Source organism: Streptomyces sp. NBC_00223 (assembly GCF_036199905.1).
GTDB lineage: Bacteria > Actinomycetota > Actinomycetes > Streptomycetales > Streptomycetaceae > Actinacidiphila.
Genome location: NZ_CP108109.1, coordinates 264,518 through 291,390, shown reverse-complemented (window position 1 = coordinate 291,390; position 26,873 = coordinate 264,518). Strand labels below are relative to the sequence as shown.

The window sequence follows — 26,873 nt, the reverse complement described above, 5'->3', positions numbered from 1 at the left end:
CCGAGCGCGGGCCGACCCGAGCGCGGGCCCGACGCCGCGCGAGCCCGCACCCGCCGGCCCCGCGTACGTCGGCCCGCCCCCGTACGTCAGCCGGCGGCCACCGCCCTCACAGCCGCCCCGCCGCCGTGATCCGCCGCAGGAAGTCCCGGGTGCGCTGCTCGCGCGGCGCGCCGAACACCTCGGCGGGCGTGCCGCGTTCCAGGATCACCCCGGCGTCCAGGAAGCACACCTGGTCGGCCACCTCGCGGGCGAAGGCCATCTCGTGCGTGGCGATCACCATCGTCATGCCCTCCTCCTTGAGGTCGCGCACGACGGCCAGCACCTCACCGACCAGTTCGGGGTCGAGGGCCGCGGTGACCTCGTCGAGGAGCAGCAGCCGCGGCCGGGTGGCGACCGCCCGCAGGATCGCCACGCGCTGCTGCTGACCGCCGCTGAGCCGGTCCGGGTACTCGCCCGCCCGGTCGGCGAGCCCGAGCCGTCCCAGCAGCTCGCGCGCCGCCGCCTCGGCCTCCTTGCGCGGCACCTTGTGCACCCGGCGCGGCGCCAGGGTGATGTTGTCCAGCACGGTCATGTGCGGGAAGAGGTTGTACGCCTGGAAGACGACGCCGATCCTGCGGCGGACCGCGTCCTGGTCGACCTCCGGGTCGGTGATCTCCTCGCCGTCGAGGAAGATCGCGCCGTCGTCGATCTCCTCCAGCAGATTGGCGCAGCGCAGCAGCGTCGACTTGCCGGAGCCCGAGGCGCCGATGAGGGCGGTGACGGTGTGCGCGGGCACGTCGAGGCCGATGTCCCCGAGCACCACGGTCGGGCCGTACGTCTTGCGGACCGACTCCAGCCGCAGCACCGGCTCGACGGCAAGGGCGGGCGACACGGGTTCCTCGGCGCGCGCGCCGGTGCTCATACGGCCCCTTCCCGGCTCATACGGACCCCTCCTGCGACTGCCGGCGGTTCATCCGCGCGGTCACCCAGTCGGTGAACCGTGTCATCGGGATGGTGAGCGCCACGAAGATCGCCCCGGCGATGACATAGGGCGTGTAGTTGAAGCTCCGGCTGGCGACGATCTGCGCGGCCTGGACGGCGTCCACGGCGCCGCCGATGGAGACCAGGCCGGTGTCCTTCTGCAGCGAGACCAGGTCGTTGAGGAGCGGCGGCACCACCCGGCGGACGGCCTGCGGCAGCACCACGTGCCGCATCGCCTGGGCGCTGCTGAGGCCGAGCGAGCGGGCGGCGGCGCGCTGACTGGGGTGCACGGTCTCGATGCCGGCCCTGAACACCTCGGCCACATAGGCGGTGTACGTCAGGCAGAGCGCGAAGCCGCCGAGCACCACGGGGTCGTGGGTGACCCCGTTCAGCCGCAGCGCGGGCACGCCGAAGACCACCGCCAGGATGCAGATGATCAGCGGCAGCCCGCGGAAGAAGTCGACGTACGCCGTCGCCAGGGCGCGCAGCGGGAAGAAGACCGGGCCGCGCAGGGTGCGGAGCACCGCGATCACCAGCCCGGCGACCAGGACGACGGCGCCGCACACCACCATCAGCTGGAGGTTGAGCCACAGCCCGCGCAGCACGTCGGGCAGCGCCACCCGGGCGTAGTGCCCGTTGAAGAAGGTCTCCCGGGTGCGGGACCAGCCGGGCGAGTTGACGGTCAGCGTGACCAGCACGGCCGCCGTCACCACGGTGCTGACCGTGGCCACGGCGAAGGACCGGCGGGTGCGGGCCCGCCGGTGGCGCTCGCGGGCGATCCGCCGCGCCGACGGCTTGTACGGTTCGGCCGGTGCCACCTCGTCCCGCACGGTCATCGGCAGCTCCGCGGTACGGGGGCGGTCACTTGAGCACCGGGGCGTCGACCGCGTCGGACAGCCACTGCTTCTCGATCGCGGCCAGGGTGCCGTCCGAGCGCAGCGCGGTGACGGCCCGCGACACACAGTCCGTCAGCTTGCTGCCCTTGTCGAGGACGAGCCCGAACTGCTCGGGTGTGCCACCGGTGTTGGCGAACTGCCCGACGACCTTGGCGTCGGGGACCTCCGCGCCGGTGATGTAGAAGGCGGTCGGCAGGTCCACCACGATGCCGTCGACCTGGCCGTTCTTGAGCGCGGCCACGGCCAGGTCGTTGCGCTGGAAGACGGCGGGCTGCTTGGACGGCTTCACCACGTCGGTGATGAAGTCGAGGCTGGTGGTGCCGATCTGGGCGCCCAGCTTCGCGCCCTTGAGGTCGGCGATGGCGTGCGCGCCGGCGATCTTCGAGCCCTTGCGGGCGATGACGGCCTGCCGTACGTCGTAGTAGCCCGGCGAGAAGTCGACGGCCTTCTTGCGGTCGGCGTTGATCGACACCTGGTTGATGTCGAAGTCGAAGTCCTTGACCCCGGGCGCGAAGGCGCTGTTGAAGGGCACGGTCTTCCAGACCACCTGGTCCTGCGGGTAACCGAGCTGCTTGGCCACCGCGTAGGCGACCGCCGATTCGTATCCCTTGCCGTTGGACGGCTTGTTGTCGGAGAACCAGGGGTCGTACGCCGGGTTGTCGGTGCCGATGGTGAGCTTGCCCGCGGAGTGGGTCGGGAGCGACCCCGGCGCGCAGGCGGCGGTGGTCGCGGGCGCGCCGGACGAGGGCGACGCCGGTGTGTCGGAGGCGGTGTCGTCGTCCTGCGGCGAGCAGCCGACGGCGAGGGCGAGGGTGAGCAGGGCGGCCGCCGGGAGGGCGACGCGGCGCGGGGACGGCGTGATCGCGGGACGCATGGCGGGACTTTGGCACCGCGTGGACGGGTCTGTCCATGCGATGGGGACTGTTGTCCGAATGACGGACCTTTGTGTCCGCTGTGTTGCGGACGGTCACGAGGGGTGGCACGCGTGTCGCGCACGGTGATCGCCGCGGCCGCTACCCGGCGGGCTCCTCCGGCAGGTCGGTGGCGGCGCCGTCCAGGCCGAGCGCGCGGGCCAGCGCCCAGTCCCGCGCGGAGTTCACGGGCCAGGCCATCACGGCGATCCCGGCCGCGTGGCAGCGGCGTACGACGTCCAGGCTGATCCGGGTCAGGTCAAGACTGACCAGGCGGGCGCCGACGGCCTGGGCGCGCGGGACGAGGTCGGGGCCCAGTTCGCTCGCGACCAGCACCGTGCGCGCCTCGGGGAGCAGGGTGCGGACCTCGGCGAGGGCCTTGTCGTGGAAGGACAGAACGCTGACCCGGTCGGTCTCGCCGCGCTCGCGCAGTACGGCGGCCAGCACCCGGGCCGCCGCGATGTCCTTGATCTCGGCCTGCACGGGCAGGGCGACCGCGTCCAGCACCTCCTCGAAGAGCGGTACGCGCTCGCCGAGCCCGGCGTCCAGGCCGCGGATCTCGGCGAGGGTCAGATCGCGGACCAGTCCGGCGCCGTCGGTGGTGCGGTCCACCTCGGAGTCGTGCATGACGACCAGCGCGCAGTCCTTGCTCAGATGGAGGTCCAGTTCGATCTGGTCCAGGCCCGCCCGCTCGGCCCGGCGGAAGGACCGCAGGGTGTTCTCCGGCTCGACGCCCATGACCCCGCGGTGACCGACGGTGAGGAAGCTCATGGCCGCACCCTAGTCAGCCGAGGCGGCGCGCGCCCGAACCCCGGGTGACGAGTCGGCGCCGGCGCCCGTGGGGGAGATCGCGGTGCCGGGTCTGCTGCCAAGGAGACGAAACGGCAACTTTTAGTGAGTCATCCGGGAAGCCAACAGTAAAAACAGCGGTCGACACGCCATGGGGCAGGATATTTTCCCCGGCCCCGGTTGAAGCGGGATCAAGGTCGCGGCTACCGTGTCTGAACGAGAGGTTCTTTTGCAAAGGAGGGGTCATGAGTGAAGTTCTTTCGCCGGAGGCGGCGGGTGGGAGTGAGATGTCCGGCGACGGGATCGTCGGCCACCCCCAGTGGGCCGTGCTGAAGCAGGCGGTGGAAGCCATCAGGCCCTGGCAGCAGAAGGACGGCTCGATCGACTTCGACGCCGAGGGCGCGCCCCCCCGGGACGACGCCGTACGCACCCTGGCCCGGGTCGTGGACGCGGTCGAGCAGCTCTCCCCGCTGCTCCCGCACGACGCCGACTACCACCGCGCCCTGGTCGCCGATCTGCGGCGCTGGTCCGACGGCGGCTTCGCCGTCCCCGACTTCCTCGACTCGCTGCTGGCCTTCCAGCCCGCCGCCGACCGCCGCGACGGCCTGCGCCACCTCGTCGTCTTCCCGATGTACACCCAGAACGGCAACCCGAACCGCAACCTCGAAGCGGTCGCCCTGCGTGTGGTCTGGCCCGAATGGCTGGCCGAACTGGAGCGCACCCGGTACGACAACCCGCTCTTCGTCCCCATCACCTTCGAGGACTTCACCCCGGGTTACGACACCAACTCCGCGGTGCTCTTCCCCGAGACCGTCGCCGTACGCCAGGCCCCCGAGCGCTGGACCTGGGGTGCCATCTTCTGCGACCGCGAGGCGGCCCGCTTCCGCGCCGTGACCGCCGCCGCCGTGGACACCCTCGGCCTGGAGCTGCCCGAGGAGGCCGTCCGGCTGGTCGAGGACCAGGAGCTGGCGCAGCAGACCTATGTGCTGTGGGACATGATCCACGACCGCACCCACAGCCACGGCGACCTGCCGTTCGACCCCTTCATGATCAAGCAGCGCGCGCCGTTCTGGATGTACGGCCTCGAAGAGCTGCGCTGCGACCTGACCACCTTCAAGGAGGCCGTCGCGCTCCAGGCCGAGGGCCACCCGATGGGCTTGGGCGTGCAGTACGCGATCCTCTTCGACCGGCTCTTCCGCTTCCCGGTCACCGGTGAGCGCGTGCGCAACTACGACGGGCTCGGCGGACAGCTGCTCTTCGCCTACCTCCACAAGCACGACGCCGTACGCTGGACTGACAACACCCTGCACATCGACTGGGAGCGCGCACCGCGGGTCACCAACCAGCTCTGCGCCGAGATCGAGACGCTGTACCGGGACGGCATCGACCGGCCCAAACTCGTGCACTGGTTCGCCGCCTACGATCTGGTCGCGACGTACCTCTCCCCGCATCCCGGCTCCGTCTGGGCGAAGGGTCCGGAAGCCCTGGACCTCTCGCTCCCGCCGCGCAAGCTGGTGGACGAAGTGCTGGCGGACGAATTTCCGCTCAGCATGTTCTATGAGGCCCTTGCGAAGAAGCTCCGCGAGGTGATCGCCTCGACCAAGGGCATCACCGGCGACAGCGCGCTGCGAGGCGCCGCGTGACCGGTGCCGGCGAGGAGGCGGAGATGACGACCGACACATACACAGGCGGACTCGACGGAGCGGTGATCGCGGTCGCGGGCGCGGGCGGTCCGGCGGGCCGGGCGGTGCTTCAGCGGCTGGCCCGCGCGGGCGGCCATGTGATCGCCGCGGACGCGGACCCCGAGCGGCTGGCCGAGGCCGTGGACGCGGCGCAGTACGACGCGGGCGGCGCGGACATCACCGGCGAGATCGTGGACCTGCTGGCCCTGGAGGCCACCCAGGACTGGGCCTCCCGGATCGAGAAGGACCACGGCCGGGTCGACGGCCTGGTGCACCTCGTCGGCGGCTGGCGCGGTTCCGCCTCCTTCCCGGAGATCGAGCTGGCCGACTGGGACGTGCTGCACGACCTGCTGATCCGTACCGTCCAGCGCACCTCCATGGCCTTCCACGACGGCCTGATGCGCAGCCCCGGCGGACGCTATGTGCTGATCAGCGCCGCCGCGGCCACCGAGCCCACGGCCGGCAACGCCGCTTACGCCGCGTCCAAGGCCGCGGCCGAGGCGTGGACGCTCGCGATGGCCGACTCCTTCCGCAAGCTGAGCGGCGAGAACGAGCCCACGGCGGCGGCCACCGTACTGGTGATCAAGGCGCTGGTGCACGATGAGCTGCGGGCCCAGCGCCCGAACGCCAAATTCGCCGGTTTCACCGACGTCCACGACCTCGCCGAGGCGATCGCGGCCGTCTGGGACCGGAGCCCTACGGAAGTGAACGGGACCCGACAGTGGCTGACGCCCCGACCGTGACCGAACAGCTCGCCACCGACGCCGTACGGCGCCACGATCCGCGGGTACGCGGATTCGCCAGCGACAACTACGCGGGAGTGCACCCCGAAGTGCTCACCGCCCTCGCCCTCGCCAACGGCGGCCACCAGGTCGCCTACGGCGGGGACGACTACACCGTCCACCTCCAGGAGGTCTTCCGCCGCCACTTCGGCCCCCGCGCGGAGGCATTCCCCGTCTTCAACGGCACCGGCGCCAATGTGACCGCCCTCCAGGCCGTCACCGAGCGCTGGGGCGCGGTGATCTGCGCCGAGTCCGCGCACATCAACGTCGACGAGTGCGGCGCCCCCGAGCGGGTCGGCGGCCTCAAGCTGCTCACCGTGCCCACCGAGGACGGCAAGCTCACCCCCGAGCTGATCGACCGGCAGGCGTACGGCTTCGACGACGAGCACCGGGCCCAGCCGCAGGTCGTCTCGATCACCCAGACCACCGAGCTGGGCACCTGCTACACGCCCGAGGAGATCCGGGCGATCTGCGACCACGCCCACCAGCTCGGCATGGCCGTGCACCTGGACGGCGCCCGGATCGCCAACGCGGCGGCGAGCCTGGATGTGCCGCTCGCCCGCTTCACCACCGAGGCCGGGGTCGACATCCTGTCCTTCGGCGGCACCAAGAACGGTCTGCTGCTCGGCGAGTGCGTGGTCGTCCTCGACCCCGCACGGGTCCGCGCCCTGCCGCACCTGCGCAAGCTCTCCATGCAGCTCGCCTCCAAGATGCGCTTCGTGTCCGTGCAGTTCGAGGCGCTGCTGGCCGGCGACCTGTGGCTGCGCAGCGCCGCGCACGCCAACGCCATGGCCCGCCGCCTCGACCGGGCGGTCCGCGACCTCGACGGGGTCACGGTGCTGCGCCCGGTGCAGTCCAACGCCGTCTTCGCGCTCCTGCCGCGCGAGGTCAGCGAACGGCTGCAGAAGCGCTACCGCTTCTACTTCTGGGACGAGAAGACCGGCGAGGTGCGCTGGATGTGCTCCTTCGACACCACGGAGGAGGACGTCGACGCATTCGCCGCCGCCCTCGCCGAGGAACTGCATGAGTATGCGTAGCACCGTAAACTGATTGAACGAAAGGTCGGCGGCCTCCTAGGCTCGGCTCCATGGAGCCCACCCCGGAGACCGCCGACCTTTCCGCCTATCTGGCCGCCGATGAGGTCATCGACCACGGCCACCCACTGGTACGGGAGACCGCCGCCCTGCTGCGCGCCGACGCCCCCGAACCGTATGACTATGCGAAGGCGGCCTTCGAGTACGTCCGTGACGCCGTCCCGCACTCCTTCGACAGCGGCGACGAGCGCGTCACCTGGCGGGCCTCCGACGTGCTGGAACGGCGCACCGGCATCTGCTACGCCAAGTCGCACGCCCTGGCCGCCCTGCTGCGCGCCGAGGGCATCCCGGCCGGGCTGTGCTACCAGCGGCTCACCGAGGACGACGGCTCGCACCCGGTCGTCCACGGCCTCGTCGCCCTGCTGCTGCCCGGCCACGACCGCTGGGCCCGCCAGGACCCGCGCGGCAACAAGCCCGGCGTGGACGCCCGGTTCTCGCTCGACGGCGAACGGCTGGCCTGGCCGGTGCGGCCCGAACTCGGCGAGGTGGACTACCCGCTGCTCTACGCCGCGCCGCCCGCGCCCGTACTGGCCGCGCTGCGGGCTGCCGCGACCCGTACCGAACTGGCCGTGACGCTGCCCGCGGGACTGGACTGAGCGCGAAGGCGCGAAGCCCGTCAGCTCGCCTGCGGCTGGCTCTCGCGGTCCCGCGCCGCCGCCTCCTCCGGCGTGGGCGCGGTGCCGCCCAGGTGCGCCGGGAGCCACCAGCGGTCGTCCGGGCCGGAGGGACGGCCGGGATACGCCCGCTGGGCGTCCTCCAGCAGCTCCTGGACCCGCTGGCGCAGCCGCCGGGTGAGCGCGCCGGCCCGCTCGTTCTGGTGCGGCCGCATCTGCTCGCCGATCCGTACCGTGATCGGCAGCTTGGTGCGGCCCAGGTTGCGCGGGTGGCCCTTGGTCCACAGCCGCTGGGTGCCCCACAGCGCCATCGGCAGCAGCGGCACCCCGGCCTCCATCGCCAGCCGCGCGGCACCGGACTTGAACGCCTTGAGGGTGAAGGACTGCGAGATCGTCGCCTCGGGGAAGACCCCGATGATCTCGCCGCCGCGCAGCGCGTCCAGCGCGTGCGCGTAAGCGTGCATACCCTCCGAGCGGTCCACCGGGATGTGCTTCATCGCCCGCATCAGCGGCCCCGACACCTTGTGCCGGAACACCGACTCCTTCGCCATGAAGCGCACCAGCCGCTTGGACGGGAGAGCGCTGAGACCGCAGAAGACGAAGTCCAGATAGCCGATGTGATTGCTCACCAGCAGCGCGCCGCCCTCACGCGGCACATGCTCGGTGCCCCGCATGTCGAAGCGCAGACCCTGCGCCTTGAACATGGTCCGGGCGAAGCCGACGACCGGCGGGTAGACGAGTTCGGCCATGACGGGGGCACCTGCTCTCTCCGGGGCGGCGCGCCCGGCGGAAGTTACGCGCCCGTACGGAGTCGGCCGCTGAGCGATGGTGCCCCGGCGGCGCCCCCCGTGTCATCCCGCGCGCCCGCGGCGCGGCGAGATTCTTCTCACGTCGCAGGTGGGACGGGGGATCGGCGTCATCGGGTCGACAAATCGGCTTCTCGACACAGGGCAGCTGTCAGGCGGTGGCCCGCTTGAGCAGCAGGTACATCTCGCAGCCGAGGCAGTACGCGAAGGCCGCGTTGAGGAAGGCGGCGGCCAGCGCGCACGCGGTCGCGGCCAGCCCCAGCCACTGCGGACCGACCGCGTAACCGATCACCCCGACGACCGAGAAGACCAGCCCCACCGCCTGGGCGAAGCGCGGCGGCGCCGCGTCCTCGGTGGCCGGCGGCGGACCGATCCTGGGCCGCACCACGCCGCGGAAGAGCCGGCCGTACGGCGAGTTCTGCACCCCCGCTGCCGCGCCGACCGCGAAGAAGGCCGCCTGAACGGCCAGCAGCCAGCCGCTCCCGGTGATCAGGACGACCGCGAGCACCAGCGTGGTGAGGGCGGCACCGAACCGGGGCCCTCGTACATCTATCTCCATGGCTGAAATGATGGCCGAAAGCCAAGCCGCCGGACCCGCGGGAATCATTGCGGTCGCATGAACGCTGCACAGATGAACTCCGGGACGACGCAACACGGCCCCGCCACACGCGGGCCGCGGAAGAGAAGTGAGGACGGCGATGACGGGACTGGTCGTGTGCCTGGCCGTGCTCGCCGCCGCGAGCGTCTACGGGGTCATCCACCGGCGCCGGGACGGGAGAGTGCGCGTGCGGGCCAAGGACGGCGAAGAACGGCTCACCGCCGCCGATCTCGGCGGGCCGCTGGGGGAGCGGGCCACCCTGGTCCAGTTCTCCAGCGCGTTCTGCGCGCCCTGCCGGGCCACCCGGCGGGTGCTGGGCGAGGTCGCGGACATGGTCGAGGGCGTACGGCACATCGAGATCGACGCCGAGGCGCACCTGGAACTCGTCCGCCGGCTGAACATACACAAGACCCCGACCGTACTGGTGCTTGCCGCCGACGGCTCGGTCGTGCGCAGGGCCGCCGGGCAGCCGCGCCGCGCCGACGTGATCGCGGCGCTGGGGTCGGCGGTCTGAGCGGAGAGGGGGCGATGTGACGACATATCCGCTGCCGACCGGGCTCTTGACGGACCGCGCCGTGAATCGTCACTCTGACGTGATGTCGCGCATCCCCCTGCTGTGGAAGCGGGCCGACATTGACTTCGGACGGCACTCCAGCGCGCGCTGTCCGGGCCACTGAGCGCCTTCTCCCCGTCCGCCGCTCATCCGCCCGTATCCGAAGGACGTCTCCGTGACCGCCACGAGCGACATCGGTTCCGCCCGCCCGGCCGTCCCCGCCTCCGACTCCGGCGCCCCCGCAGCGGGCGCCACCAGCGCCGTCGATCCCGCCCTGTTCCGCTCGGTCTTCCGCCGGCACGCCGCCGGTGTCGCGGTGATCACCGCGCCCGGGCCCGCCGGACCGGCCGGCTTCACTGCCACCTCGCTCGCCTCGGTGGCCGCCGACCCACCGCTGCTCTCCTTCGGCATCAGCTCCGGCTCCTCCAGTTGGCCCGCCGTGGTCGAGGCGCCCTATGTCGGCGTCCACATACTCGGCGAGCACCAGGAGGAGTTGGCGGCCCTGTTCGCCCGCAGCGGCGCCGACCGCTTCGGTCCCGCCACCGCCTGGGCCCCGGGCCCGCACGGGGTGCCGCTACTGGGCGGTGTCTCCGCCTGGGTCGTCGGCCGGGTCGTCGGCCAAGTGCCCGCGGGCGACCACCGGATAGTGGTCGCGCAGGCGGTGGCCGCCGAGTCCCGGGGACCGGGCGGCCCGCTGCTCTACCACGAGGGCGGCTTCCACCGGCTGCCCTCCAGGCCCGGACAGGACTGAACCCGGGCCCGCGTACGGATCTGCCTGCGTCAGGGTCCGTACGAGCCCCGGACCCGTCCCGACCGCGGGTCCCGCCGCGTCCGAATCCGGCGCGCCCGGCCGGGCCGTACCCGGGCCGCGGGCCGGCCGCCGACCGGGTCTGACGGCCCGGCAGGCCCGGACGCGCTCTTTCGTGCCCGTCCGCGCCCTTGCGCGCCCCGGCGTCGGGCACATCACATCGCGACGGCCTTGCGGAACGCCCGGCGACTCGGTCTACTGGCGAGTAATATCTCAGTCGGGGCAGTTGCTGCGTCCCGGAGCTGAGCCGCCGCCGCGGGCGCCTATGCTGCGGGTCAGGGGCACATTCCGGGTCGCCCCCGGGCCTGTCCGGGGCAGTTGACGAAGACGTGCAGGACAACGCAGTAGGAGAGCAGGCGTGAGCTTGAGGATCGTAGTCGCAGTGAAGTATGTGCCCGACGCCACGGGTGACCGTCACTTCGCCGAGGACCTGACCACCGACCGCGACGCGGTCGACGGCCTGCTGTCGGAGCTGGACGAGTACGCCGTCGAGCAGGCGCTGCAGATCGCGGACGCCGCCGACGACGCCGAGATCACGGTGCTGACGGTGGGTCCGGAGGACGCCAAGGACGCGCTGCGCAAGGCGCTTTCGATGGGCGCGGACAAGGCGATCCACGTCGAGGACGACGCGCTGCACGGCACCGACGTCATCGGTACGTCGCTGGTGCTCGCCAAGGCGATCGAGCACGCCGGATACGACCTGGTCGTCACCGGCATGGCGTCCACCGACGGCACCGCGGGCGTGGTGCCCGCGCTGCTCGCCGAGCGCCTGGGCATCCCGCAGGTCACCCTGCTGTCCGAGGTCTCGGTGGCCGACGGCAAGGTCACCGGCCGCCGTGACGGCGACGCCGCCAGCGAGCAGCTGGAGGCGTCCCTGCCCGCGCTGGTCTCCGTGACCGACCAGTCGGGCGAGGCGCGTTACCCGTCCTTCAAGGGCATCATGGCCGCGAAGAAGAAGCCGGTGGAGGCGCTCGACCTGGCCGACCTGGGCATCGACCCGGCCGATGTGGGTCTGGCCGGCGCCTGGACCGCCGTCGATGACGCCACGCAGCGGCCCGCCCGCACCGCGGGCACGATCGTCAAGGACGAGGGCGAGGGCGGCAAGCAACTGGCGGAATTCCTCGCTTCGCAGAAGTTCATCTGATGTCCCGATGATCTCCGGACATCCCTCTGAGAAGCGTTCCCCCGGCGGCCGTCACCGGCCGCCGCACCGCCCGCGCCCCGCAATCGAATCCGCAGGAGAGCAATCCCATGGCTGAAGTCCTCGTCTACGTCGACCACGTGGACGGTGCCGTCCGCAAGCCGACCCTCGAACTGCTCACGCTGGCCCGCCGTATCGGCGAGCCGGTCGCCGTCCACCTCGGCCCGGGCGCCGAGAGCGCCGCGCCGGTGCTCGCCGAGCACGGCGCGGTCCGGGTGCTCGCCGCCGACGCGCCGGAGTTCGCCGACTACCTCGTCGTACCGAAGGTGGACGCCCTCCAGGCCGCCGCCGCGGCCGTCGAGCCGGTCGCGGTCCTGGTGCCCTCCTCCGCCGAGGGCAAGGAGATCGCCGCCCGGCTCGCACTGCGGCTCGGCTCGGGCGTCATCACCGACGCCATCGACCTGGAGGCCGGCGACCAGGGCCCGGTCGCCACGCAGTCGGCGTTCGCCGCCGCCTTCACCACCCGCTCCCGGGTCAGCCGCGGCATCCCGGTCATCACCGTCAAGCCCAACTCCGCGCCCGTCGAGGCGGCGCCCGCGGCCGGCACCGTCGAGCCGCTGGAGGTGACCTTCGGCCCGCTGGCCACCGGCACCAAGGTCGTCGCCCGCACCCCGCGCGAGTCCACCGGCCGCCCCGAGCTGACCGAGGCCGCGATCGTGGTCTCCGGCGGCCGCGGGGTCAACGGCGCCGAGAACTTCTCGGTCATCGAGGCCCTGGCCGACGCCCTCGGCGCGGCCGTCGGCGCCTCGCGCGCCGCGGTGGACGCGGGCTGGTACCCGCACAGCAACCAGGTGGGCCAGACCGGCAAGTCGGTCTCCCCGCAGCTCTACATCGCCAACGGCATCTCCGGCGCCATCCAGCACCGGGCCGGCATGCAGACCTCGAAGACCATCGTGGCCGTCAACAAGGACGCCGAGGCCCCGATCTTCGACCTGGTCGACTACGGCGTGGTCGGCGACCTCTTCCAGGTCGTCCCGCAGCTCACCGAGGAGGTCAAGGCCCGCAAGGGCTGACCCGCCGCACGCTCCCGCCGGCCCCCGTACGCCCCCGCGCGTACGGGGGCCGGCGCGTCCCCGGGCCGGGCGCCGGGCGGTGTCACGACGGGGGGATCTCGCCGGAGCCGCGCGGGATCAGCCGGGCCGGGAGCTCGACCCGGCTGGGTTCGTCCGGGGTCAGGCCGTCCAGGCGCCGGAAGAGAAGCTGGGCGGCACTGCGGCCGAGTCCGGGGGCGTCCTGGGCGACCACGGTGACCGGGGGGTTCAGCAGATCGGCCAGCTCGAAGTCGTCGAAGCCGACCAGGGCGACCGGCCGGGGGTGGCCGGACAGGACGCGGACCGCCGTGACGGTGACGCGGTTGTTGCCCGCGAACAGGGCGGTGACCGGCTCCGGGCCGGACAGCATGGCCGCCAGCGAGGCCCGTACCCGATCCGGGGTGGTGGGACCCATCGCGTACCACTCGGGCCTGGTCGGCAGCCCGGCGTCGGCCATCGCCTCGCGGTAGCCGCGCAGGCGCTCGGCTGCGGTGTGGATGCCCGACTGGTCGCCGATGAAGCCGATCCTGCGGTGGCCGTGGGCGATCAGATGGGCCACGCCGTCACGGGTGCCGCCCGCGTTGTCGGTCAGGACGACATCCGCGTCCAGCTTGCCGGCCGGCCGGTCGACGAAGACGGTGGCCACGCCCGCCTCGATCTCCGGGCTCAGATAGCGGTGGTCGTCGCCGGCGGGGACGACCACCAGACCGTCCACCCGGCGGGCGCAGAACGCCAGCACCAGCTCCTGCTCGCGGCGCGGGTCCTCGGCGCTCGAACCGGTGAACAACAGGGCGCCGTGCGCCCGCGCCACATCCTCGACCGCGCGGCTGAGCGCCGCGTAGAAGGGGTCGGCGAGGTCTTCGAGGACCAGCCCGACGCTGGCGGTGCGCCGGGTGCGCAGCAGGCGCGCGCTGTCGTTGCGGCGGAAGCCGAGCGCGTCGATCGCGGACTGCACACGAGCGACGGTCTCGGGTGTGACACCCGGTTCCTCGTTCACCACGCGGGAGACGGTCTTGAGTCCCACGCCCGCTCGCGCGGCGACATCCTTCATGGTCGGCCGGGGGGTACGGCCAGGCGTTTGTGTCACGGTCGTAGTATTCCCTGCGGCAAGAGATGGACAACGTTGTCAGAGTCAGGCGAGACTACCCCCGGGGCCGCCGCCGCGGAACCCCGGTGTCATGTGACGAAGAGGAGCCCCCGAGCGATGCACCCCCACGGCGCCAACGGCCCACTCGTGGCCGCACTGGACATCGGCGGTACGAAGATCGCCGGGGCCCTCGTCGACGCGGAGGGGCGGTTGCCGGTACGGGCGCTGCGGCCGACGCCCGCCGCCGCGGACGGCGAGACCGTGCTCGGCGCGGTGACCGACGTACTCGACGAACTGCGGGCCTCCTCGTCGTGGCCCGCCGTGGTGGCCGTCGGCATCGGCAGCGCCGGCCCGGTGGACGCCGCGCACGGCACGGTCAGCCCCGTCAACGTGCCCGGCTGGCGCGACTTCCCACTGGTGCCCCGGGTGTCACGGGCGGCCGACGGGCTGCCGGTGGTCCTCACCGGCGACGGCGTCGCCATGACCGCGGCCGAGCACTGGCAGGGCGCGGCCCGCGGCTACGACAACGCGCTGTGCATGGTGGTCTCGACCGGAGTCGGCGGCGGTCTCGTCCTCGGCGGCGATCTGCTGCCCGGGCCGACGGGGAACGCCGGGCACATCGGGCACATCAGCGTCGACCTCGACGGCGACCTGTGCCCGTGCGGGTCGCGCGGCTGCGTGGAGCGGATCGCCAGCGGGCCGAACATCGCCCGCCGCGCGCTCGACGCGGGCTGGCGGCCGCCGGCCGGGGCCGAGGCCACGGCCGCGGCGGTCGCGGAGTCGGCCCGGGGCGGCGACCCCGTCGCGCTGGCGTCCTTCGACCGGGCGGCGCAGGCGCTGGCCGCGGGGATCGCGGCGACGGCGACGCTGGTCGAGATCCATGTCGCCGTGATCGGCGGCGGGGTCGCGGGGGCGGGGCCGGTGCTGTTCGATCCTCTGCGGGAGCATCTGACGCGGTACGCGACGCTGTCGTTCGCGGCGGGGGTGGAGGTGGTGCCGGCGAAGCTCGGGACCGACGCGGGGCTGGTGGGGGCGGCGGCCGCCGCGGGGCTGGCGTTGGGGGTGGAGGGGTTTCGAGCGCGGTAGCCTCGGGCTCCGTTGGGGGTGGTGGGCTCGCCTGAGCGCGGGGCGCGCGCTTGTGCGGGTGCGCGAGTGCGTGCGGCGTTGCGCCGGGGGTGGTGGGGGCGTGTTCGCCGTTGGCGGGTGGCGCGTTCGTCGTGGGGGTGTTTCCCGCCCGCACCACCCGTTTCGGTTCGTTGTCGGCTGACGGTCTTCCCGTGGGGGTACAGCACCGTCGGCGTCCGCACGCCCGCACGCTTGCACGCACGCCTGGAGGCCGCGCCTCTGCGCGCCTGCCGCCGCACGTCCGCACCCCAGCCCGCATGCCCGCTGCCCGCCCGGTGTGCGGGGAGGATGTCGGGCCGTCGCGGCTGCACGCCCGCCCCCCCTATCCGCCCGCCGCCCGCGCGCGGTCGTACGCCCGCCGTCCGTACGCGCCTGGATGGCGGGAGGTGGCTCGCTGTCCGGGAGCTGTGGGGCTGCATGGGCTGGTGGGGGTGGGGAGAATGGGTGGGGGGCCGGAATGGTGAGGCGGTGGGCGATGCCGACGTGGCGGCTGCGGGACTTCCGTGACGACGACCTGGACCGCGCGATCCAGATCTGGGACCAAGGCCAGCAGACGGACGACCCGCCCCCCGTGTTCCCGATCTCCGAGGTCATGGCCGTGGCCAGGAACGGCGGGCCCGCCGTGGTCGCGGTGGTGGGCGAGGAGATGGTGGGCATGGCCGTGGCCCGGGCCGAGGGCGAACGGGGGTGGATCACCCTGTTGGCCCTGGCCTCGATGTGGCGCAACCGCGGTATCGGCAGCGCCCTGATCGCCGAGCTGGAGCGGCGTCTGCGGGTGCACGGCGTACGCCGGATCGGCGCGCTGCTCGTCCCGGACGCCACCGGCACCGCCGCCCTGGAGAACTCCGGCTACCGGCCCCGCGACGGACTGACCTACTACGAGAAGGTCGAGCACCTCGGCGCGAGCGACGCGGGTCTGCTCGCGGAACTCGGCGGACGGGTGCTCCCGCAGGGCCTGTGGGGCGACCTCGCGGGCATGGTGCGGGAGAAGGAGGCCATCGAGCGCCGGATCGTACTGCCGCTGGCCGAGCCGACGCTCGCCGACCGGTACGGGGTGACGCCGCCGAAATCGGTGATCCTCTTCGGGCCGCCCGGCACCGGCAAGACCAGTTTCGCCAAGGCAGTCGCCTCCCGGCTCGACTGGCCGTTCGTGGAACTCTTCCCCTCCCGGCTCGCGGCCGGGGACGCCGCCGGGCTGGCCACCTCGCTGCGGGACACGTTCACCGACCTGGCCGAACTGGAGACCGTGCTGCTCTTCATCGACGAGGTCGAGGAGATCGCCGGCGTCCGGTCAGGGCTCGCCGCCGACCCCGGACACGGGGTCACCAATGAACTGCTCAAGCTGATTCCCGGGTTCCGCGACCACGACGACCGGCTGCTGATCTGCGCGACCAACTCCGTCCGCTCCCTCGACCCGGCCTTCCTGCGCCCCGGGCGATTCGACTACGTGATTCCGGTCGGTCCCCCCGACCCGGCCGCCCGGGCGGCGATCTGGCAGCGTTACCTCGGGCCCGTGGCCGACGGGGTGGAGCTCCAGCGGCTCGTGGCGGCCAGTGAGATGTTCACACCGGCCGATATCGAGTTCGCCGCCCGCAAGGGCGCCCACGCCGCCTTCGAACGCGAAGTCGTCGACCGCCAGGACGCGCCGGCCGGTACCGACGACTACCTCACCGCCATCGCCGACACCCGCCCCACCCTCACCGAGCAGGCGCTCACCGAGTTCCACGAGGACATCGAGCGCTACGTCCGTATGTGACGCTGCGTCGTCCTCGTCAACTCTCCGAACGCCCCCTGGCCCGGCGTGTCCTTCGCGCCGCGGGCCCGCCGTCGCACGGCCCGGCGCCCGGCTGTCCCGTATCCGGACCGGCCGCTCGGGGGCGCCCCGGTCTGCGCCCTCCTTGCGCCTTCCCGCGCCCCCCGTTACTGCCAGTACGCGCCGCCGCCCGGCTTGGCGCGTTTGCCGGGGCCGAGGAAACGGGCAATTCGTAGGGGTCAACGGAGAAGGGGGCACCGTGATCATCTGGGTGAACGGGGCGTTCGGCGCGGGAAAGACCAGCGCGGCACGTGAATTGCTGGACCTGATACCGGACAGCACTCTCTACGACCCCGAGGCGGTCGGCGGATGTCTGCGCCAACTGCTGCCCGAGAAGCGACTCCAGGAAGTGACCGACTACCAGGACCTTGCCATCTGGCGCCGTATGGTGGTCGAGACCGCCGCGGCGCTGCTCGACGAACTGGGCGGCGTGCTCGTCGCCCCGATGACCCTGCTGCACCAGGAGCACCGCGACGAGATCTTCGGCGGACTCGCCTCCCGGGGCATCGACGTCCGTCATGTGCTGCTCGATCCAGGAGAAACGATCCTGCGCGCATGGATCACCGCCCGGGCCGACAATCCGGACAACGCCGAGGTCAATGAGATCGCCCGCCGCTGGGCGCTCGACCGTATCGCCGACTACCGGGCCGCGCTGTCCTGGCTCGCGCAGGACGCGTACTCCCTGTGTACCGCCGGGCTGACACCCCGGGAGACCGCGCTGCGGATCGCCGAGGCGGTCGGCGCCGGGGAGGGGGCCTGCGGCATCGTACAGACCCCGGAGCCGCGCGGCGAGACCGTGGCCGCCGGGGTGCTGCTCTTCGACGACGACGACCGGGTGCTGCTGGTCGACCCCACGTACAAGCCCGGCTGGGAGTTCCCCGGCGGGGTGGTGGAACGCGGTGAGTCACCCGCCCGGGCCGGCCACCGCGAAGTCGCAGAAGAACTCGGCATCGAACTCACCGGCGGGCTCGAACTCCTCGTCGTGGACTGGGAACCCCCGCAGCCGCCCGGCCACGGCGGACTGCGGCTGCTCTTCGACGGCGGCCGGATGCCGTCCGCCGACCGGAGCCGGCTGCTGCTGCCCGACGCCGAACTGCGCGCATGGCGGTTCGTCACGGAGGACGAGGCCGCCGATCTGCTGCCGCCGGTCCGGCTGGACCGGCTGCGCTGGGCCCTGCGCGCCCGCGAACAGGGCCGCCCCCTCAACCTCGAAGCCGGTCACCCGGCGGAGTGAGCGGCCCCCGTCCGCCGTCCCCCCGGGGCTCCCGGGTGCCGCGTGCCCGGCACCCGGCGCGAGGCGGCGCGAGGCGGCGGGAGCGGCCCGGCCCGTCAGGCCCCGGCGGACGCGGGGTGGGAGGCCGCGTAACGCCGCAGGAAGAGCGCCTCCGTCAGCGACAGGCGCTCCAACTCCTGCGGCGAGACGCTTTCGTTGACCGCGTGGATCTGCGCGTCCGGCTCGCTCAGGCCGATCAGCAGGATCTCCGCCAACGGGTAGAGGGTGGCCAGCGTGTTGCACAGCGGGATCGAACCGCCCTGGCCCGCCACCGCCATGTCCTCGCCGTACGCCTCGCGCATCGCCGCCGCCATGGCCGTGTACGCCGGGCTCTCGGTGTCCGCGGCGAACGGCTGCCCGCTGCCCCGCTGCGTCACCTCGACCTTGGCACCCCAGGGCGCCGCCGCCCGCAGATGGGCCGTCAGCGCCTCGGCGCTCTTACCTGCGTCGAAGCCCGGCGGCACCCGGACGCTCACCAGGGCGCCGGCCGCCGCCTGTACGGACGGGGTGGCGCCGACCACCGCGGGCGCGTCGATGCCGAGAACGGTCACCGCCGGGCGGGCCCACAGCCGGTCCGAGATGCTGCCGGTGCCGACCAGCTCCACCCCGTCGAGAACTCTGGCGTCCCGCCGGAAGTCGTCCTCCTCGTAGCCGAGCCCGGTCCACTCACCGGTGTTGTCGAGGCCGTCGATCGTCGTGGCGCCGCTCTCGTCCCGCAGCGAGGAGAGCATGCGGATCAGCGCGGCCAGCGCGTCGGGGGCGGCACCGCCGAACTGCCCGGAGTGCAGATTGCCCTCCAGCGTCGCCACCCGCACCTCCATCAGCACCATGCCGCGCAGCGACGAGGTGACCGTGGGCAGGCCCAGCCGGAAGTTGCCCGCGTCACCGATCACGACGGCGTCGGCGGCCAGCAGCTCGGGGTGCAGCTCGGCGTACCGCTCCAGCCCGCCCGTGCCCTGCTCCTCGGAACCCTCCACGATCACCTTGATGTTCACCGGCACCCCGCCCTGCTCCGCCAGCGCCCGCAGCGCGGTGAGGTGCATCAGCAGCCCGCCCTTGCAGTCCGCCGCGCCGCGCCCGTACCAGCGGCCGTCCCGCTCGGTCAGCTCGAACGGCGGTGACAGCCACGCCGACTCGTCCAGCGGCGGCTGCACGTCGTAGTGCGCGTACAGCAGCACGGTCGGCGCGGTCGCCGGTCCGGGCAGGAAGCCGTAGACCGACTGGGTGCCGTCGGGCGTGTCGAGCAGAGCCACGTCCTGGAAGCCGTCCTGGCGCAGTGCCGCGGCCACCCAGTCGGCCGCCTTCTCGCACTCGCTCCTCGGGAACTGCCGCTCGTCGGCCACCGAGGCGAACGACACGAGTTCGGCCAGCTCGGCGCGGGCGCGGGGGATCAGCGCGGACACGGTCTCGGAGAGTGGAACGAGGGACATGCGGGCTCCTTGTAAGGAGAAGAAGGAATCGAACGCCGGCAGCGGTCGTTGGTGCAGCCAACGGCTCGCTGCCGATGGTGCCACAGCGAGTTGTTGGCGACAGGCGCAATAGGATGCGGCTGAACAGCGGAGACAGCCGAACGGGCCGAGCAGGAACGGAAACAGACGTGAGCGGTGAGCAGGCGGCGCAGGGCAGCGGTGCGGGGGACGACGAGGACCTCGCGGTCTGGGACGTCGTGGTGATCGGCGCGGGCCCCGCGGGCGCCTCGGCCGCCCACGCGGCGGCCGTCACAGGACGCAAGGTGCTGCTGCTGGAGAAGGCGGATCTTCCCCGGTACAAGACCTGCGGCGGTGGCATCATCGGGCCGTCCCGTGACGCGCTGCCCCCAGGGTTCGAACTGCCGTTGCGCGACCGGGTGCACGCGGTCACCTTCAGCCTCAACGGCAAGCTGACGCGCACCAAGCGCTCCCGGCAGATGCTCTTCGGCCTCATCAACCGGCCCGAGTTCGACGCCGGACTGGTCGACGCGGCCCGCGCGGCCGGAGCCGAGATCCGCACCGGGGTGACCGTCTCCCGGGTGGAGCAGCACGGCCCCGGTGTCCCCGACCGCCGTACGGTGGCGGTGATAGTGAGTGACAGCGGCGCCTCGGGCCAGCGGGACGAGGAGATCGTCTACGCCCGGTCGGTGGTCGGCGCCGACGGCAGCGCCAGCCGGATAGGAGCGCATGTCGGGGTCAAGCTCGACCAGGTCGACCTCGGTCTGGAGGCCGAGATCCCGGTGCCCGCCTCCGTGGCCGAGGACTGGGCCGGCCGGGTGCACATCGACTGGGGCCCGCTGCCCGGCAGTTACGGCTGGGTCTTCCCCAAGGGCGACTCCCTCACCGTGGGCGTCATCTCCGCCCGCGGCGACGGCGGCGCCACCAAGCGCTACCTGGACGACTTCATCGCCCGCCTCGGTCTGGCCGGTTTCGAGCCCAGCGTCTCCTCCGGTCATCTCACCCGCTGCCGCGCCGACGACTCGCCGCTGTCCCGCGGCCGGGTCCTGGTCTGCGGCGACGCGGCCGGACTGCTCGAACCCTGGACCCGCGAGGGCATCTCCTACGCCCTGCGCTCCGGACGGCTCGCGGGGGAGTGGGCGGTGCGCATCGCCGAGTCGCACGATGCCGTGGACGCCCGCCGCCAGGCCCTCAACTACGCCTTCGCGGTGAAGGCCGGGCTCGGCGTCGAGATGGGGGTCGGCCGCAGCATGCTGGCGCTCTTCGAGCGGCGTCCCGCGATGCTGCACGCGGTGCTCACCAGCTTCCCGCCCGCCTGGCGGGCCTTCGCCGGCATCACCCGGGGCAAGAGCTCGCTCGCCGAACTCGTCCGCACCCACCCGATGGCCCGGCGCGCGCTGGAGACCCTGGGCAGGCCGTAGCGCGGCACGGCGGCCACCGGCCGTCACTCGCCTTCGGCGGGGTGGATCCGGAACACCGGGTGCTTGGGCGCTATCGCGCGCAGCTCCTCCTGGGTGGAATCCGGGCCCACCCCGTCGAAGAAGGCGCCGACCTCCATCTTCCAGTGGGTCAGATAGGCGCGCAGGATCGCGGGCTTGTCGTCGTCGGCGACCTCGGTGACGGTGAACTCCTCCACGTGCTTGCCGAGGAGCAGCCGCCCGCCGCCCGCCGCCCTCATGTTGTGCGTCCACTGGACATGGCCGCGGGGCGCCACCAGATAGCGCTCGCCGTCGAGGGCCAGCGGATTGACCGGGGTGGTCCGCCACTGGCCGCTCTTGCGGCCGCGGACGGCCAGCACTCGCGAGCCGCGGACACTGATGCCGTGGCGGGTCAGCCAGCCGACGCTGCGGTTGGCGACGTTGACGGTGAACCAGCCGGGCTTGAGAACGTGTGTGGTCTGGGTCTGCTCCGACATGACGGGTCTCCGGTTCAACTGAGTTGATGTGTGAGCGGTGCTCTCGCTTGAGAACAGTGTGCCCCTGCTGGAGCGGGATTGCAAGAGCACTGATCTCTTTTTTGTCCGATGCTCTTTTCTGTGGCACAATGAGCCAATGAGTGTCATCCGAGGTGCCAGGGAACGGGCCAGGATCGAGGTCACGGCCGCCATCAAGGAAGAGGCGCGGCGCCAGCTCGCCGCCGAGGGGGCCGCCAAGCTGTCCCTGCGTGCCGTCGCCCGCGAGCTGGGCATGGTCTCCTCCGCGCTCTACCGCTACTTCCCCAGCCGCGACGACCTGCTCACCGCTCTCATCATCGACGCGTACGACGCGATCGGCAGCGCGGCGGAGCAGGCCCTCGCCGCGCATGAGGACGCCGCCCCCGTCGACCGCTGGACGGCCGTGTGCCGCGCGGCCCGGGACTGGGCGGTCGCCCACCCGCACGAGTACGCGCTGATCTACGGATCGCCCGTCCCCGGCTACTCCGCGCCGCAGGACACCGTCGGCCCCGCCTCCCGGGTCGGCCTCGCCCTGGTCGCCGTGGCCAGGGATGCCCAGCGGGCCGGGCTGCTCGGACCTCCCCAGGGCCGCCCGCTGTCCCGCCCGGTCCGCGCCGACGCCGGCCGCCTCGCCGCCGAGCTCGCCCCCGACCTGCCGATAGCCGCCATCGCCGCGCTCGTCGCCGCCTGGGCCCAGGTCTTCGGCATCGTCAGCTTCGAGGTCTTCGGCCAGTTCAACCACGTCGTCGAGGCACGCGCCGAGTTCTTCGACCAGGCCGCCGCCGCGCTGGCCGTCCAGATCGGCCTCGCGCCGCCCGACCGCATACCCGCGCCCGACGGCGGAGCGCTCCCCGTACTCCCGGCGAAGTAGCCGAGGGGCCCCCGGCCGGGGGACGCCGACCGGGCGGACGCCGTCTAGCGTGGGGCGCATGACCTACGAGGAGCCGCAGGGAGAGCCGCGCCGCGGACGGCCCGGCGTACGCCCCCTGTTGGTCCCCGTCGTCGGGATCGCGGTCCTCCAGGTCGTCGGCTCCGGTGTGGCCGGACGCCATCAGACCCACCGGCTCGCCCTGGACGCCCTGGGGTACGCGCTGCTGCTGGCCGGTCCCGCCCTGCTGCTGTTCCGCCGCCGTGTGCCGGTGGCCGTGGCCGCGGGGACCGCCGTGGTGACGCTGGTCTACATCGCCCTCGGCTACCCGTACGGGCCGATCTTCGCCAGCCTGGTCGTCGCCTTCTTCAGCGCGGTCGCCGCGGGCCACCGAAGAGCCGTGTCCGTCACCGCGGGCCTGGTATTCGCCGGGTACGCGCTGGTCGGCGAGTGGCTCTACCGCTGGCTGCCGCCCTCCGGCGACGGCCGCCTGTCCTGGGCGGAGCTGTCCGGCGCCGCGGCCTGGCTGCTCGCCGTGCTCGCGGCGGCCGAGCTCTACCGGGTCCGGCGCGAGCAGATCGCCCGCGACCGGCGGGAGCGCGCCGAGGCCGAGCGCCGCCAGGCCGACGAGGAACGGATGCGGATCGCCCGCGAACTGCACGACGTGCTCGCCCACAGCATCTCGCTGATCAATGTCCAGGCGGGTGTCGCGCTCGCCCTGATCGACGAGCGCCCCGAACAGGCGCGCACCGCGCTGACCACCATCAAGGCGGCCAGCAAGGAGGCGCTCGGCGATGTCAGACACGTGCTCAGCACCCTGCGCGCCCCCGGCGAGGCGCCGCGCTCGCCCGCGCCGGGCCTGGACCGGCTGCCCGAACTGGTCGGGCAGGCGGCCGCCGCCGGGCTGAGCGTCGACGTCACCGTGACGGGCGAGCCCGTGCCGCTGCCGGTCGGCACCGACCTGGCCGCCTTCCGTATCGTCCAGGAGGCCCTGACGAATGTCGTACGGCACTCCGGCTCCCGGACCGCCCGGGTGCGGCTGGCCCATGAGCCCGGCGGCATCGAGGTCCGGGTGGACGACGACGGACCGGCCGTCGCCGGCGGCGAGAGCGGCGGCGGCAACGGCCTGGTCGGCATGCGCGAGCGGGCCGCGGCCCTCGGCGGCACCGTCCGGACCGGCCCGCGCCCCGACGGCGGCTTCCGCGTACGGGCCCGGCTGCCCCACGGCCGGCCCGGTCGCCCGGACGCCGACGGGCACGGCGCCGCAGGCACCGCCGGGGGAGCGGCCGGAGGGCACACCGGCGAAGGCGACCGCGGCACCGGAGAAGGAACAGAAGGAACCGACCGCGCGACCCCCGCCGAGGAGCGCCCATGATCCGCGTCCTGCTGGCCGACGACCAGATGCTGGTCAGAGCCGGTTTCCGCGCGCTGCTCGACGCCCAGGGCGACATCGAGGTGGTCGGCGAGGCGTCGGACGGCGAGCAGGCGCTGCGCCTGGTACGCGAACTGACCCCCGACGCCGTGCTGATGGACATCAGGATGCCGCTCATGGACGGCCTCGCCGCCACTCGGCGGATTACAGGAGAACCGGCCCTGGCCCAGGTCAAGGTGGTCATCCTCACCACCTTCGAGCTGGACGAGTACGTCTTCGAGGCGATCCGGGCCGGCGCCTCCGGCTTTCTGGTCAAGGACACCGAGCCGGAGGAACTGCTGCGCGCGGTACGGGCGGTGGTGGACGGCGACGCGCTGCTGTCGCCCGGCGTGACCCGCCGCCTCATCGCCGAGTTCGCCGCCCGCTCCAAGGAACCGGCCGCCGCCGCGGATCTGGAACGGCTCACCGAACGCGAACGCGAGGTCATGGCCCTGGTCGGCATCGGCCTGTCGAACGAGGAGATCGCCCGCCGGCTCGTCGTCAGCCCGCTCACCGCCAAGACGCACGTCAGCCGCGCCATGGTGAAGCTCGGCGCCCGCGACCGGGCCCAACTGGTCGTACTGGCCTATGAGTCAGGGTTGGTACGGCCCGGCTGGCTGGGCTGATCCCGCGGTCGGTCGGCGAGGTCCCCCAGCCGGTTCCGCCGCTCGAAGCGGCGCAGCGTCAGCGCCACCCGGCCGCAGAAGAGCGCCGCCGCCACGATGACCGCCGCCGTGAAGCACCCCTTGGCGGCCGGTCCGTGCACGGCCCCGGCCAGCACCGGGCTGATCACCGCCACGAAGCCCCCGGCCGCCAGCAGGGCGCCGGTCACCGTCGCGTAGACCGTCTCCACGGTGGCGGCGTCGCGTTCGGATCGCGTACGGCCTCTGCGCATGCCCGTTCCTCCCCCCGGGGCCCGCACCGGCCGGTCGCCCGCGCGCCCTTCGCGGACGAAGACGCGAACCGGCCCGCGGACGTTGAGCGTTGCCCCGCACGCACGGATATTCGGACCGCCCTCCGGAGAGGTACGCGAACCCGACGGCCCAGCCCGTCGCGCCGACGAACCGCCCCCCCGCACACGGACGTGGACCGGCCCCGCGCGCTCCCTCGTCGCGCGGGACCGGTCCACCGCCGCCCGGGCCCCGGGGGACCGGAGCCGGAACGGCAGGCCAGGGGGCTCAGTCGCGTACCGCGACCTGCTCGGCGCGCTCGTCGGCCGCACCGGTCCGCGGCGCCGCGTCCTCGGAGGAGGCCACCAGAATCCCGTACGAGGGACGGCGGCGGCGCAGCCCGGACAGGGTGATCAGCAGCCCCGCGGCGCCGATGCCGGCCACGACCCACAGGCCGGGACGGTAGCTGTCGAGCACGGCCTGCTTGGTGGCCGCCCGGTCGCCCAGTCCCGCGGTGACCACCGCGGTGACGACGGCGAGGAAGATCGCGCCGCCGACCTGGAAGGAGGTGTTGAGCAGGCCGGAGACCATGCCCTGCTCCTCGTCCTTGACGCCGTTGGTGGCCTGGATGTTCAGGGACGGGAAGGCCAGCGCGAAGGCCGCGCCGAGCAGCAGCATCGAGGGCAGGATGTCGGTCGCGTAGCCCGGGTGGAGGCTGATCCGCAGGAAGAGCGCGTAGCCGATCACCAGGGAGGTGAAGCCGGCCGCGATCACCCGCGGTGTGCCGAAGCGGTCCACGATCGGCCCCATCCGGGTCGACAGGATGGCCACCAGCGAGCCCGCGGGCAGGAAGGCGAGCGCGGTCTGCATGGCGCTGTAGCCGAGCACATTCTGCAGATACTGCGTGACGAGGAACTGGAAGGCGACGTAGGAGCCGAAGAAGGTGGCGCCGCCGAGGTTGGCGCGGACCTGGCTGGACAGCCGCAGCACACCGAGCCGGATCAGCGGGTGGGACGACCGGTGCTCGATGAGGACGAACGAGGCGAGCAGCACGGCGACCGCGGCGAAGGAGCCCAGGGTGCGGGCCGAGGCCCAGCCGGCGCTGCTCGCGGAGACCACGGTGAAGACCAGCAGCAGCATCGCCCCGGTGCCCGTGACGGCGCCCGGCAGGTCGTAGCCGCGGCCCTCGCCGTTCTCGCGCGGGCTCTTCGGGATGAGCTTCAGACCGGCGACCAGGGCGATCACGGCGACGGGCGCGGGCAGCAGCATCGTCCAGCGCCAGCCGGCCTCGGTGAGGAAGCCGGACAGCACCAGGCCCATCGAGAAGCCGGTGGCGCCGCAGCTGGAGTAGATGGTGAGGGCGCGGTTGCGGACCGGGCCCTCGGCGAAGGTCGTGGTGATGATGGAAAGGCCGGCGGGCGCGGTGAACGCGGCGCTCAGGCCCTTGATGAAGCGGGTGGCGATCAGCAGCTCACCTGAGTCGACGAGCCCGCCGAGCAGCGAGGCGACGGCGAAGACGGCGAGGGCGATGAGGAAGACACGGCGCCTGCCCAGCAGGTCGGCCGCGCGGCCGCCGAGCAGCAGCAGGCCGCCGTAGCCGAGGATGTAGCCGCTGACCACCCATTGCAGCGAGGACGTCGACAGGTGGAGGTCGGAGCCGATCGAGGGAAGTGCCACCCCGACCATCGACACATCGAGGGCGTCGAGGAAGAGCGCGGCGCAGAGCACGAGCAGGGTGCCCCATTGCAGGGCGCTCCAGCGCTCTTCGGTACGGGGGACGGTGGTTGACGGAGAGGTCATGGGCGCCAGACTACATGCACGCGCATCCAATGCAAGCGCATTTAATTCCTGTGCATATGGGGTCCGTTTTCTGCTACCGTGGGGTCATGACCGGCGACAAGGGTGAGCGGGCGCTCGTGACGGAGTGGCGGGAGATCCTCGCCGTGCACGCGCGTACGGCCTGCGAGATCGACCGTGAACTGCACCAGTACGGGATCGGCGCCAGTGACTTCGAGGTCCTCGACGTCCTCGCCGGGACCGAGCCGCAGGACGGCGGCTGCTCCTTCCGCGTCCAGGAACTCGCCGACCGCGTGCATCTGAGCCAGAGCGCGCTGTCCCGGCTGGTCGCCCGGCTGGAGAAGGACGGCCTGGTCGACCGCGGCATCTGCGACGAGGACCGGCGCGGCGTACAGGTGGCCATCACCCCGGCCGGTCGTGAGCGGTACGAGCAGGCCCGCCCCGGGCACCTCGCCGTGCTGGAGCGGATGCTGACCAAGACCTCGGCCGCGGCGCCCAAGTAGCCCGGACGGCCGTGCGGGCCT

At 72.8% G+C, this 26,873-nt stretch carries 27 protein-coding genes; 16 read left to right on the top strand and 11 right to left on the bottom strand.

The window, feature by feature from the left end; all coding sequences use genetic code 11:
* Positions 1–106 precede the first annotated feature (106 nt).
* The 4 genes from OHA30_RS01280 to OHA30_RS01265 form a co-directional block, all read right to left on the bottom strand.
* Entirely contained in the window at positions 107–901 is a 795-nt protein-coding gene (locus OHA30_RS01280; RefSeq protein WP_328911896.1) for an amino acid ABC transporter ATP-binding protein, read from the bottom strand.
* Positions 902–917: 16 nt separating this feature from the next.
* Positions 918–1,796, bottom strand: coding sequence for an amino acid ABC transporter permease (locus OHA30_RS01275; protein WP_328911895.1), 879 nt, complete (start codon positions 1,794–1,796; stop codon positions 918–920).
* 25 nt (positions 1,797–1,821) lie between these two features.
* Positions 1,822–2,730: an ABC transporter substrate-binding protein gene (locus OHA30_RS01270; RefSeq protein WP_328911894.1), complete on the bottom strand. Its 909-nt coding sequence runs from the start codon at positions 2,728–2,730 to the stop codon at positions 1,822–1,824.
* A gap of 139 nt (positions 2,731–2,869) precedes the next feature.
* Positions 2,870–3,538 carry a glycerophosphodiester phosphodiesterase gene (locus OHA30_RS01265; protein WP_328911893.1) on the bottom strand — a complete coding sequence of 223 codons (669 nt, stop codon included), beginning with the start codon at positions 3,536–3,538 and terminating at the stop codon, positions 2,870–2,872.
* 263 nt (positions 3,539–3,801) lie between these two features.
* Here OHA30_RS01265 and OHA30_RS01260 point away from each other — a divergent pair, with 263 nt between their 5' ends.
* From OHA30_RS01260 to OHA30_RS01245, 4 genes are read left to right on the top strand one after another with little or no spacing between them, the layout of a single operon-like run.
* Positions 3,802–5,199, top strand: a complete 1,398-nt coding sequence (locus OHA30_RS01260) for a DUF6421 family protein (protein WP_328911892.1) — start codon at positions 3,802–3,804, stop codon at positions 5,197–5,199.
* Positions 5,200–5,222: 23 nt separating this feature from the next.
* A complete protein-coding gene (locus tag OHA30_RS01255; RefSeq protein WP_328911891.1) occupies positions 5,223–5,981 on the top strand; it encodes an SDR family oxidoreductase in 759 nt (252 codons plus the stop codon).
* Positions 5,960–7,057: a threonine aldolase family protein gene (locus OHA30_RS01250; RefSeq protein WP_328911890.1), complete on the top strand. Its 1,098-nt coding sequence runs from the start codon at positions 5,960–5,962 to the stop codon at positions 7,055–7,057. The genes OHA30_RS01255 and OHA30_RS01250 overlap by 22 nt, the downstream gene beginning before the upstream one ends.
* Positions 7,058–7,107: 50 nt before the next feature.
* Positions 7,108–7,710, top strand: coding sequence for a transglutaminase-like domain-containing protein (locus OHA30_RS01245; protein ID WP_328911889.1), 603 nt, complete (start codon positions 7,108–7,110; stop codon positions 7,708–7,710).
* 20 nt (positions 7,711–7,730) lie between these two features.
* On the opposite strand, the gene OHA30_RS01240 is transcribed toward OHA30_RS01245, so the two are convergent.
* Entirely contained in the window at positions 7,731–8,477 is a 747-nt protein-coding gene (locus OHA30_RS01240; RefSeq protein WP_328911888.1) for a lysophospholipid acyltransferase family protein, read from the bottom strand.
* Between the two features lie 208 nt (positions 8,478–8,685).
* Positions 8,686–9,093 (bottom strand): DUF4395 domain-containing protein, encoded by a 408-nt coding sequence (locus OHA30_RS01235; protein ID WP_328911887.1) that lies wholly within the window; start codon positions 9,091–9,093, stop codon positions 8,686–8,688.
* 139 nt (positions 9,094–9,232) lie between these two features.
* On the opposite strand from OHA30_RS01235, the gene OHA30_RS01230 reads away from it, so the two are divergent.
* The 4 genes from OHA30_RS01230 to OHA30_RS01215 all read left to right on the top strand — a co-directional run bounded on the left by OHA30_RS01230 (position 9,233) and on the right by OHA30_RS01215 (position 12,707).
* Positions 9,233–9,646 (top strand): TlpA family protein disulfide reductase, encoded by a 414-nt coding sequence (locus tag OHA30_RS01230; RefSeq protein WP_328911886.1) that lies wholly within the window; start codon positions 9,233–9,235, stop codon positions 9,644–9,646.
* Positions 9,647–9,860: 214 nt separating this feature from the next.
* A complete protein-coding gene (locus OHA30_RS01225; protein WP_405785983.1) occupies positions 9,861–10,436 on the top strand; it encodes a flavin reductase family protein in 576 nt (191 codons plus the stop codon).
* 415 nt (positions 10,437–10,851) lie between these two features.
* Positions 10,852–11,637: an electron transfer flavoprotein subunit beta/FixA family protein gene (locus OHA30_RS01220; protein WP_328911885.1), complete on the top strand. Its 786-nt coding sequence runs from the start codon at positions 10,852–10,854 to the stop codon at positions 11,635–11,637.
* Between the two features lie 107 nt (positions 11,638–11,744).
* Complete coding sequence (locus tag OHA30_RS01215; RefSeq protein WP_328911884.1) at positions 11,745–12,707, top strand: electron transfer flavoprotein subunit alpha/FixB family protein; 963 nt, start codon at positions 11,745–11,747, stop codon at positions 12,705–12,707.
* An 82-nt stretch (positions 12,708–12,789) separates the two neighbouring features.
* Here OHA30_RS01215 and OHA30_RS01210 read toward each other — a convergent pair whose 3' ends face one another.
* Positions 12,790–13,776 carry a LacI family DNA-binding transcriptional regulator gene (locus tag OHA30_RS01210; RefSeq protein WP_328917686.1) on the bottom strand — a complete coding sequence of 329 codons (987 nt, stop codon included), beginning with the start codon at positions 13,774–13,776 and terminating at the stop codon, positions 12,790–12,792.
* A gap of 153 nt (positions 13,777–13,929) precedes the next feature.
* On the opposite strand from OHA30_RS01210, the gene OHA30_RS01205 reads away from it, so the two are divergent.
* From OHA30_RS01205 to OHA30_RS01195, 3 genes are all read left to right on the top strand, one after another.
* Entirely contained in the window at positions 13,930–14,898 is a 969-nt protein-coding gene (locus OHA30_RS01205; protein ID WP_328911883.1) for an ROK family protein, read from the top strand.
* A 514-nt stretch (positions 14,899–15,412) separates the two neighbouring features.
* The gene (locus tag OHA30_RS01200) at positions 15,413–16,693 is read left to right on the top strand and encodes an ATP-binding protein (RefSeq protein ID WP_328911882.1); all 1,281 of its coding nucleotides are present in this window, start codon (positions 15,413–15,415) and stop codon (positions 16,691–16,693) included.
* Positions 16,694–16,949: 256 nt separating this feature from the next.
* Positions 16,950–17,984, top strand: a complete 1,035-nt coding sequence (locus OHA30_RS01195) for an NUDIX hydrolase (RefSeq protein WP_328911881.1) — start codon at positions 16,950–16,952, stop codon at positions 17,982–17,984.
* A gap of 95 nt (positions 17,985–18,079) precedes the next feature.
* On the opposite strand, the gene OHA30_RS01190 is transcribed toward OHA30_RS01195, so the two are convergent.
* Positions 18,080–19,453 carry a dipeptidase gene (locus OHA30_RS01190; RefSeq protein ID WP_328911880.1) on the bottom strand — a complete coding sequence of 458 codons (1,374 nt, stop codon included), beginning with the start codon at positions 19,451–19,453 and terminating at the stop codon, positions 18,080–18,082.
* A gap of 113 nt (positions 19,454–19,566) precedes the next feature.
* On the opposite strand from OHA30_RS01190, the gene OHA30_RS01185 reads away from it, so the two are divergent.
* Positions 19,567–20,871 carry a geranylgeranyl reductase family protein gene (locus OHA30_RS01185; protein ID WP_405785984.1) on the top strand — a complete coding sequence of 435 codons (1,305 nt, stop codon included), beginning with the start codon at positions 19,567–19,569 and terminating at the stop codon, positions 20,869–20,871.
* A gap of 23 nt (positions 20,872–20,894) precedes the next feature.
* On the opposite strand, the gene OHA30_RS01180 is transcribed toward OHA30_RS01185, so the two are convergent.
* Entirely contained in the window at positions 20,895–21,365 is a 471-nt protein-coding gene (locus OHA30_RS01180) for a nitroreductase family deazaflavin-dependent oxidoreductase (RefSeq protein WP_328911878.1), read from the bottom strand.
* A gap of 136 nt (positions 21,366–21,501) precedes the next feature.
* Here OHA30_RS01180 and OHA30_RS01175 point away from each other — a divergent pair, with 136 nt between their 5' ends.
* From OHA30_RS01175 to OHA30_RS01165, 3 genes are read left to right on the top strand one after another with little or no spacing between them, the layout of a single operon-like run.
* A complete protein-coding gene (locus tag OHA30_RS01175) occupies positions 21,502–22,254 on the top strand; it encodes a TetR/AcrR family transcriptional regulator (protein ID WP_328911877.1) in 753 nt (250 codons plus the stop codon).
* A gap of 58 nt (positions 22,255–22,312) precedes the next feature.
* A complete protein-coding gene (locus tag OHA30_RS01170) occupies positions 22,313–23,626 on the top strand; it encodes a sensor histidine kinase (RefSeq protein ID WP_328911876.1) in 1,314 nt (437 codons plus the stop codon).
* Positions 23,623–24,288 carry a response regulator transcription factor gene (locus tag OHA30_RS01165; protein ID WP_328911875.1) on the top strand — a complete coding sequence of 222 codons (666 nt, stop codon included), beginning with the start codon at positions 23,623–23,625 and terminating at the stop codon, positions 24,286–24,288. The genes OHA30_RS01170 and OHA30_RS01165 overlap by 4 nt, the downstream gene beginning before the upstream one ends.
* On the opposite strand, the gene OHA30_RS01160 is transcribed toward OHA30_RS01165, so the two are convergent.
* Positions 24,249–24,557, bottom strand: coding sequence for a DUF6332 family protein (locus OHA30_RS01160; RefSeq protein WP_328911874.1), 309 nt, complete (start codon positions 24,555–24,557; stop codon positions 24,249–24,251). The two genes, OHA30_RS01165 and OHA30_RS01160, sit on opposite strands and share 40 nt — an antisense overlap.
* 283 nt (positions 24,558–24,840) lie before the next feature.
* A complete protein-coding gene (locus tag OHA30_RS01155; protein ID WP_328911873.1) occupies positions 24,841–26,352 on the bottom strand; it encodes an MFS transporter in 1,512 nt (503 codons plus the stop codon).
* Between the two features lie 86 nt (positions 26,353–26,438).
* On the opposite strand from OHA30_RS01155, the gene OHA30_RS01150 reads away from it, so the two are divergent.
* Entirely contained in the window at positions 26,439–26,852 is a 414-nt protein-coding gene (locus OHA30_RS01150) for a MarR family winged helix-turn-helix transcriptional regulator (protein WP_328911872.1), read from the top strand.
* Positions 26,853–26,873: the final 21 nt, after the last annotated feature.

What these genes read in the sequence shown, in the direction of transcription:
- OHA30_RS01280 (WP_328911896.1), bottom strand. Translation starts at nt 901, where the DNA reads ATGAGCACCGGCGCGCGCGCCGAGGAACCCGTGTCGCCCGCCCTTGCC.
- OHA30_RS01275 (WP_328911895.1), bottom strand. Translation starts at nt 1,796, where the DNA reads ATGACCGTGCGGGACGAGGTGGCACCGGCCGAACCGTACAAGCCGTCG.
- OHA30_RS01270 (WP_328911894.1), bottom strand. Translation starts at nt 2,730, where the DNA reads ATGCGTCCCGCGATCACGCCGTCCCCGCGCCGCGTCGCCCTCCCGGCG.
- OHA30_RS01265 (WP_328911893.1), bottom strand. Translation starts at nt 3,538, where the DNA reads ATGAGCTTCCTCACCGTCGGTCACCGCGGGGTCATGGGCGTCGAGCCG.
- OHA30_RS01260 (WP_328911892.1), top strand. Translation starts at nt 3,802, where the DNA reads ATGAGTGAAGTTCTTTCGCCGGAGGCGGCGGGTGGGAGTGAGATGTCC.
- OHA30_RS01255 (WP_328911891.1), top strand. Translation starts at nt 5,223, where the DNA reads ATGACGACCGACACATACACAGGCGGACTCGACGGAGCGGTGATCGCG.
- OHA30_RS01245 (WP_328911889.1), top strand. Translation starts at nt 7,108, where the DNA reads ATGGAGCCCACCCCGGAGACCGCCGACCTTTCCGCCTATCTGGCCGCC.
- OHA30_RS01240 (WP_328911888.1), bottom strand. Translation starts at nt 8,477, where the DNA reads ATGGCCGAACTCGTCTACCCGCCGGTCGTCGGCTTCGCCCGGACCATG.
- OHA30_RS01235 (WP_328911887.1), bottom strand. Translation starts at nt 9,093, where the DNA reads ATGGAGATAGATGTACGAGGGCCCCGGTTCGGTGCCGCCCTCACCACG.
- OHA30_RS01230 (WP_328911886.1), top strand. Translation starts at nt 9,233, where the DNA reads ATGACGGGACTGGTCGTGTGCCTGGCCGTGCTCGCCGCCGCGAGCGTC.
- OHA30_RS01215 (WP_328911884.1), top strand. Translation starts at nt 11,745, where the DNA reads ATGGCTGAAGTCCTCGTCTACGTCGACCACGTGGACGGTGCCGTCCGC.
- OHA30_RS01210 (WP_328917686.1), bottom strand. Translation starts at nt 13,776, where the DNA reads ATGAAGGATGTCGCCGCGCGAGCGGGCGTGGGACTCAAGACCGTCTCC.
- OHA30_RS01205 (WP_328911883.1), top strand. Translation starts at nt 13,930, where the DNA reads ATGCACCCCCACGGCGCCAACGGCCCACTCGTGGCCGCACTGGACATC.
- OHA30_RS01200 (WP_328911882.1), top strand. Translation starts at nt 15,413, where the DNA reads ATGCCGACGTGGCGGCTGCGGGACTTCCGTGACGACGACCTGGACCGC.
- OHA30_RS01190 (WP_328911880.1), bottom strand. Translation starts at nt 19,453, where the DNA reads ATGTCCCTCGTTCCACTCTCCGAGACCGTGTCCGCGCTGATCCCCCGC.
- OHA30_RS01185 (WP_405785984.1), top strand. Translation starts at nt 19,567, where the DNA reads ATGCGGCTGAACAGCGGAGACAGCCGAACGGGCCGAGCAGGAACGGAA.
- OHA30_RS01180 (WP_328911878.1), bottom strand. Translation starts at nt 21,365, where the DNA reads ATGTCGGAGCAGACCCAGACCACACACGTTCTCAAGCCCGGCTGGTTC.
- OHA30_RS01175 (WP_328911877.1), top strand. Translation starts at nt 21,502, where the DNA reads ATGAGTGTCATCCGAGGTGCCAGGGAACGGGCCAGGATCGAGGTCACG.
- OHA30_RS01170 (WP_328911876.1), top strand. Translation starts at nt 22,313, where the DNA reads ATGACCTACGAGGAGCCGCAGGGAGAGCCGCGCCGCGGACGGCCCGGC.
- OHA30_RS01165 (WP_328911875.1), top strand. Translation starts at nt 23,623, where the DNA reads ATGATCCGCGTCCTGCTGGCCGACGACCAGATGCTGGTCAGAGCCGGT.
- OHA30_RS01160 (WP_328911874.1), bottom strand. Translation starts at nt 24,557, where the DNA reads ATGCGCAGAGGCCGTACGCGATCCGAACGCGACGCCGCCACCGTGGAG.
- OHA30_RS01155 (WP_328911873.1), bottom strand. Translation starts at nt 26,352, where the DNA reads ATGACCTCTCCGTCAACCACCGTCCCCCGTACCGAAGAGCGCTGGAGC.
- OHA30_RS01150 (WP_328911872.1), top strand. Translation starts at nt 26,439, where the DNA reads ATGACCGGCGACAAGGGTGAGCGGGCGCTCGTGACGGAGTGGCGGGAG.